Consider the following 6,677-nt stretch of genomic DNA (forward strand, 5'->3'; position numbering starts at 1 on the left):
CTGAGTGGCTGAGTCGTTAGTCAGGCGCAGTCAGATCCATGAAACGGAGAAAGCCCGCCACTTGAGCGGGCTTTCTTCTTTTACGAGTGCTCTTCGACACGAAAGGGTAGAAAAGATTTACCGGAAGTGAGCTTGGCTAGCGAACGTCATTCACACAAAGTATTGGTATCACCGCTAGTCCTTGGGTCGACCCGCGCTCAACGATTCCGCGGCGGCGTCTCCCACCTTCCAACGTACAAGGAGACGCTTCATGCCCATCACTGCCACCCCCACTCCCGGCAAGACCCTGCTGACACCGCGCGATCATGCCCTGGTCATGATCGACTTCCAATCGCAGATGTCGTTCGCGACCCATTCGATCGACGCCATCACCCTGCGCAACAACGCCGGCCTTGCAGCGCGCTCAGCGGCCAGCTTCAAAGTACCGACCATTCTTACCACCGTGGCGGCAAAGACATTCTCCGGCCCGATGTTCAACGAAGTCACCGATCCTTTTCCGGGTCAGGCGCTTCTGGACCGCACCTCGATGAATACCTGGGAAGATGCGGCGGTGATCAAGAAGATCAACGAGATCGGCAAGAGCCGGCTCGTACTGGCGGGGCTGTGGACTTCGGTATGCATCGTCGGCCCGGCCCTGTCGGCACTGGATCAGGGTTTCGAGATCTATGTGCTCGCCGACGCCTGCGGTGACGTCTCCGCCGAAGCGCACAACCGCGCCCTCGAGCGCATGGTGCAGGCAGGCGCCCGCCCGATGACTACCCTTCAATACCTGCTCGAGTTGCAGCGCGACTGGGCGCGTACCGATACGTACGAAAGCACCACCGGCATCGCCAGGCAGTTCGGTGGTTCGTATGGGCTGGGTGTCACCTACGCCAAGAGCATGTTCGCAGCACACGAAGGTTGATGCCAGGTACAGGTGGCGGGATCACGTCGCCGCCGAAGAGGGGTGGAGTCGGACATGAAGTCTTATCTGGTTTCCTTTGCTGCTGGCCTGTTGGTGGGCGGCATCTACAGCCTCATCAGGGTGCGCTCACCTGCCCCGCCACTGATCGCCCTTATCGGCCTGCTTGGCATTGTCCTGGGTGAGCAAGGGCCGCCACTGGTCAAACAGCTCTTCTTCAAAGAAGGTACCAAGACCACCCAGGCCAGCGATCTAGCCGAACCACAAGCATCAAATCAGTCGCCGAAGGCGAGTATCGATCTGGAGGGTAAATCATGAGCGATCGACAGGTCCCACCCGACCTCATCCTGTACAACGGCCGATTCACCACGCTTGACCGCGCCAGGCCCCAAGCCACGGCCGTCGCCATCGCCAATGGCGTATTCACCGCGATCGGCGATGAGTCGGACATCCTGTCGCTGGCGACCTCCCGTACGCGCCTGGTGGACCTGGGTGGTCGTTGCGTACTGCCCGGTCTGATCGACAACCACCTGCACATCATCCGTGGCGGCCTGAACTACAACCTGGAGTTGCGCTGGGACGGCGTTCGCTCGCTCGCCGATGCCATGAACATGCTCAGGCAGCAGGTTGCCATTACCCCGGCGCCGCAATGGGTGCGCGTGGTAGGCGGTTTCACTGAGCACCAGTTCACTGAAAAGCGATTACCCACCATCGCCGAGCTCAATGCCGTAGCGCCTGATACGCCGGTGTTCCTGCTCCATCTATACGATCGTGCACTACTCAACGGCGCCGCCCTGCGGGCAGTGGGATATACCCGTGATACGCCCGCGCCACCAGGCGGACAGATCGTGCACGATGGCGAGGGCAATCCTACCGGACTGCTCCTGGCCAAGCCGAGCGCAGCCATTCTCTATGCCACGCTGGCTCGCGGCCCCAAGCTCCCGTTCGAATACCAGCTCAACTCGACGCGTCATTTCATGCGCGAGCTCAACAGGCTCGGTGTCACCGGTGCCATTGACGCCGGCGGTGGTTCGCAAAACTACCCCGAAGACTATGCAGTGATCCAGCAGCTGGCTGACGACGGACAGCTCACTATTCGCCTGGCCTACAACCTGTTCACGCAGAAGCCTCAGGCGGAAAAAGACGACTTCCTCAGCTGGACACGCCACTCCAAGTACAAGCAAGGCGACGATTATTTTCGCCACAACGGCGCGGGCGAAATGTTGGTGTATTCCGCGGCCGACTTCGAGGACTTCCGCGAGCCTCGCCCGGAAATGCCAGCCCAGATGGAGGATGACCTTGAAGGCGTCGTGCGCATCCTGGCGGAGAATCGCTGGCCTTGGCGCATGCATGCCACGTACGACGAGACGATCAGCCGCGCCCTGGATGTCTTCGAGCACGTCAACAAAGACACACCGTTGCATGGCCTGCACTGGTTCATCGACCATGCCGAAACCATTTCGGATCGTTCGATCGACCGCATCGCGGCACTCGGTGGTGGCATTGCCTTGCAGCACCGTATGGCCTATCAGGGCGAATACTTCGTCGAACGGTACGGATCGCTGGCGGCGGAGGCAACGCCCCCTGTGGCAAAGATTCTCGACAACGGCGTGCCTGTTTCAGCGGGTACCGATGCCACCCGCGTGGCTTCCTACAACCCGTGGGTATCCCTGGCGTGGCTGGTTACCGGTCGCACCGTGGGAGGGCTACGCCTGTATCCACAGCGCAACTGCCTGGATCGCGAGGCGGCGCTGCGCATGTGGACCGAAAACGTCACCTGGTTCTCCAACGAAGAGGGCAAGAAGGGACAAATCAAGGTGGGTCAGCTCGCCGATCTGATCGTCCCTGACCGCGATTTCTTCGCATGTGCAGAACACGAGATTGCAGATACCGTGTCGGAGCTGACCATGGTCGGCGGCAAGATCGTCTACAGCGCCGGCAATTTCAGCGAGCTCCAGGAAGTGATGGTGCCCCCGGCCATGCCGGACTGGTCACCGGTACGTCGTTTCGGAGGCTACGCGGCGTGGGGCGATGAGACTGCTCGTGCTGCGCGCGCTGCCGTTCCCGCTTGTGGATGCGCGAACGCCTGCGGAGTACATGGTCACGATCACGCCAGTTCGTGGACCAGCCGCTTGCCGGTAGACGACCTGAAGTCCTTTTGGGGCGCCTTGGGCTGCGCCTGTTGGGCGGTGTAGCCATGCATACCTGGAGTCCTCCGCTACTGGTACAGCGCGTGGCGCTGTTGCTGCTTTGCGCGGCGTACCTGCAAGGCGGTATCGACAAGGCATGGGACTTCCCTGGTGCGGTTGCCGAAACGATGCATTTTGGATTGCCGATGCCGACGCTGGTGACGGCGCTCACCATCGTGATCGAATTGGGTGCCTCGGTGCTTATCATCGCCGGCTTCTACCGATGGCCGGCGGCGCTGGTACTGGCGGCCTTCACCCTGGTGGCGACCTTCCTGGCCAACCGCTTCTGGGAGCTTCCGCTCGCACAGCGCTTCCCGGTCGAGAATGCTTTTTTTGAGCATCTCGGGCTGGTCGGCGGCTTCCTGCTGGTAGCCTGGCATGACTTGCGAGGCCGCCGCTTCAAGGGTCCTTTCACTCCATCCTGATTCGGAGTTTGACATGCGTACACCCTCTTTCTTACTGACGGCCGTATGGGGTGTCAGTCTGGCATTTTCCGCGACCGTGACATCCTCGCAGGCACGCGACGCCACTGCCGCGCCCGTCGTGGCCGTGGGCTCGCAGTACGACACCACCCATGTTTATGTGGCGCCCGCGGATGTCGACAGCTTTGTCCAAAGCTTCCTCGCCACCTTCGGCGGCCAGAGCACGAAGCAAGGTGTTGCCCAGGTCACACCCACGCCCAGCAGCACCACGACCCAGCTGCTGCAGACGCCGGTTGGCACCGTGTCGTTGTTCGGTTTCAAGACACCCATCCCACGTCCATTCGGCGACGAGCGCACCGGCTACCTGGTCAAGGACATGGACGCGGCGATTCGAGCGGCCCGTGCGGCGGGCGCCGACGTTATCGTCTCGGCGTTTCCCGACCCGATCGGTCGCGATGCGGTGATCCAGTGGCCGGGCGGCGTGAACATGCAGCTGTATTGGCACACCACACCGCCGAACTACGCGGCGTTCCAGACGGTGCCGGAGAATCGCGTCTATGTCTCGCCCGACCGCTCGGCCGCCTTCGTGCGCAGCTTTCTTGCCTTCTCGCATGGCAAGGTCATCTCCGACGATCCGCATGCGCCGGGCGTAGAGATCGGCCGGTCCGGCGATACGTTTCGCCGTATTCGTATCGAATCGACATTCGGCAAGATGTCGGTGCAGGTGACCGATGGACACCTTCCATGGCCTTATGGCCATGAAATGACCGGCTATGAAGTACCCCAGCTGGCGGACACCCTGGTCAAGGCCAAAGCCAGCGGCGCCACTGTGCTGGTGGAACCCTATAGCGCCGACGGGCGACAAATCGCCATCGTTTCGTTCCCAGGTGGCTATGTCGCGGAAATCCATGCGGCAACCGGACAGTAAACCGTTCCTATCGATACGCGGCACCCTTTCCGGTGGTGTCGCGTACGGGCTGTTTGGCCTGCTCGGCGCGACACCGGTTTCCGCGCAGGATAGCGCCCCACTCCGCCCCACCCCCATGTTCAGTCGCTGGCAGGAGAATTGGTCGGCATTGGCCAACCCGTCCCTGCGCAACCGACCAGGCGATGGGCTGAAATACATTGCGCTTGCCGAGGGCGACCCCGACAGCTATCTCTCGTTTGGGATGAATCTTCGTGAGCGCATGGAATACAACGATGCCGTGGCGTTCGGTACAGGCGGGAGCCGATCAGACAGCTATCTCATTCAACGCCTCCAGGTGCATGCCGATCTTCACCTCGACAAGCATTGGCAGCTGTTCACCCAGCTGGAAGATGCACGTGACTATGGCAAGCAGGTCACGACGCCGGCCGACCGCAATCCGGCCGACGTGCGCCTGGCCTTTGTCGCCTACAACACGACCATGGGCGACAACACTTTCAAGTTCCGTGTAGGCCGCCAGGAGTTCGCGTTCGACTTGCAGCGCTTTGTTTCCCTGCGCGACGGCCCCAACGTACGCCAGGCATACGATGCGATTTGGGCGGACTGGGAAACCCCGGATTGGCGCGTCATCGGTTTTGTCAGCCAGCCGGTGCAGTATCGGGACGCACAGGATTTCGACGACTATTCCGACCGGCATCTGCGCTTCAACATGGTCCGGGCAGAGCACCCGCTGTTCGGTACGCAGGAGTTGTCCGCCTACTACGCGTTGTACTCCCGGGACAACGCACACTACATCGACGCTAGCGGAAGAGAGTCACGCCACATACTCGATGTCCGCTACGCCGGCGGCGCCCACGGCCTGGACTGGGATCTGGAAACCATGCTCCAGCGCGGCTCGGTCGGCGCCAGCGACATTCGCGCCTGGGCCATAGGCACACGCGCAGGCTATACCTTCGCCACGACGTCCTGGCAGCCGCGCCTTGGGTTGCAGCTGGACGCGGCATCGGGCGACCACCATGGTGCGGACCACACCCTGGGCACTTTCAACCCGCTGTTCCCCAATGGGTACTACCTCACGCTCGCCGGCTATACCGGCTACGTCAACTTCATCCATCTCAAGCCGTCGGTGACGGTCAAGCCGGTAACCCGGCTCACGCTAACTGCGGCGCTCGCCCTGCAGTGGCGCCAGACCACCGCCGATGCGGTGTACACGCAACCCAATATTCCCATCCCCGGGACGGCCGGTCATGGAGGGCGCCGGACGGGAAGCTACGGGCAGCTTCGCGGCGACTACGCCATCAATAGCAACCTCGTAGCGGCCCTGGAAATGGTGCATTTCGAGGTTGGTGATGCCTTGCGCCGCGCCGGCGCGCACAATTCCAACTACCTGGGGGCGGAGCTTAAGTATCAATGGTGACTGAGACTCCCAAACCCCTGCCGTTTCTTGTTCCAGCCGTGCTGGGTCTCACTGCGGGCTACGTCGACACCGCGAGCTTCATGGCGTTGCACGGGCTATTCACTGCTCACGTTACCGGTAATTTCGTCACCATTGGGGCGGCGATCGTGTTCGGGACTGCCGGCGTCGTCACCAAGTTATTGGCACTGCCGACCTTTTGCGTGGCCTTACTCGTCTTCAGGCTGTTGCACTATCGCCTGGTCGAACGCGGTTGGCAGGTGCTCAAGGCGTTCCTTGGCTTACAAGTAGTGCTGCTGGGCATGGCGGGAGCGGTGGCCATTTACCATGGCTCGTTTTCCCGCGAGGACGACTGGGCAACCATGACAACCGGGCTCCTTCTTGTGGTGGGCATGGCGGTACAGAATGGCGTGCAGCGCGTGCATATGGGCAGTGCGCCGCCCACCACCATCATGACCGGCACCACCACCCAGATCATGCTGGACCTGGCCGATCTGGTTCATGGAACCCGCGGGGAGCAACGCGCTGTCATCACCGGCCGCCTGGCCCGTATGGGCCAAGCCGTTCTGGTCTTCGCAGTGGGCTGCGCGCTGGGTGCGTTGCTTTACGCCACCACGGGCGTCTGGTGCTTTGCCTTGCCTCCCCTGCTAGTACTCTTGGCCTACCTCCAATGCGGTAAAGGCACATGATTGCCGTGTGAGAGTAAAACAAGATGTGTGTCGTCTCGAGGGTCGTGGGGTATGCAGTTCATCCGCCGTGCAATGACACGTTTTCTCGTCTTGCTCGCCTGCCCCGCATTGGCAGCGATCGGCGTGCCGTCGATTGC

At 61.6% G+C, this 6,677-nt stretch carries 7 protein-coding genes; all 7 read left to right on the forward strand.

All coding sequences use genetic code 11. The features are described 5' to 3' along the window. Positions 1 to 250: 250 nt before the first annotated feature. The 7 genes from VK519_RS04955 (at position 251) to VK519_RS04985 (ending at position 6,540) form a co-directional block, all read left to right on the forward strand. Entirely contained in the window at positions 251 to 904 is a 654-nt protein-coding gene (locus VK519_RS04955; RefSeq protein WP_324348025.1) for a hydrolase, read from the forward strand. Between the two features lie 54 nt (positions 905 to 958). Beyond that, on the forward strand, positions 959 to 1,219 hold the full coding sequence (locus VK519_RS04960) for a DUF1427 family protein (protein WP_324348026.1): 261 nt from the start codon (positions 959 to 961) through the stop codon (positions 1,217 to 1,219). After that, entirely contained in the window at positions 1,216 to 3,096 is a 1,881-nt protein-coding gene (locus VK519_RS04965; protein WP_324348027.1) for an amidohydrolase, read from the forward strand. Before VK519_RS04960 ends, VK519_RS04965 begins: the two co-directional genes overlap by 4 nt. A gap of 2 nt (positions 3,097 to 3,098) precedes the next feature. Then, positions 3,099 to 3,515 carry a DoxX family protein gene (locus VK519_RS04970; RefSeq protein ID WP_324348028.1) on the forward strand — a complete coding sequence of 139 codons (417 nt, stop codon included), beginning with the start codon at positions 3,099 to 3,101 and terminating at the stop codon, positions 3,513 to 3,515. Between the two features lie 76 nt (positions 3,516 to 3,591). Then, positions 3,592 to 4,440 carry a glyoxalase gene (locus VK519_RS04975; RefSeq protein ID WP_324348029.1) on the forward strand — a complete coding sequence of 283 codons (849 nt, stop codon included), beginning with the start codon at positions 3,592 to 3,594 and terminating at the stop codon, positions 4,438 to 4,440. A 148-nt stretch (positions 4,441 to 4,588) separates the two neighbouring features. Beyond that, positions 4,589 to 5,854 carry an alginate export family protein gene (locus VK519_RS04980; RefSeq protein WP_324348030.1) on the forward strand — a complete coding sequence of 422 codons (1,266 nt, stop codon included), beginning with the start codon at positions 4,589 to 4,591 and terminating at the stop codon, positions 5,852 to 5,854. Beyond that, complete coding sequence (locus tag VK519_RS04985; RefSeq protein WP_324348031.1) at positions 5,848 to 6,540, forward strand: YoaK family protein; 693 nt, start codon at positions 5,848 to 5,850, stop codon at positions 6,538 to 6,540. The genes VK519_RS04980 and VK519_RS04985 overlap by 7 nt, the downstream gene beginning before the upstream one ends. Positions 6,541 to 6,677 lie beyond the last annotated feature (137 nt).

Source organism: Pinirhizobacter sp., from assembly GCF_035317885.1.
Taxonomy (GTDB): Bacteria; Pseudomonadota; Gammaproteobacteria; order Xanthomonadales; family Rhodanobacteraceae; genus Pinirhizobacter.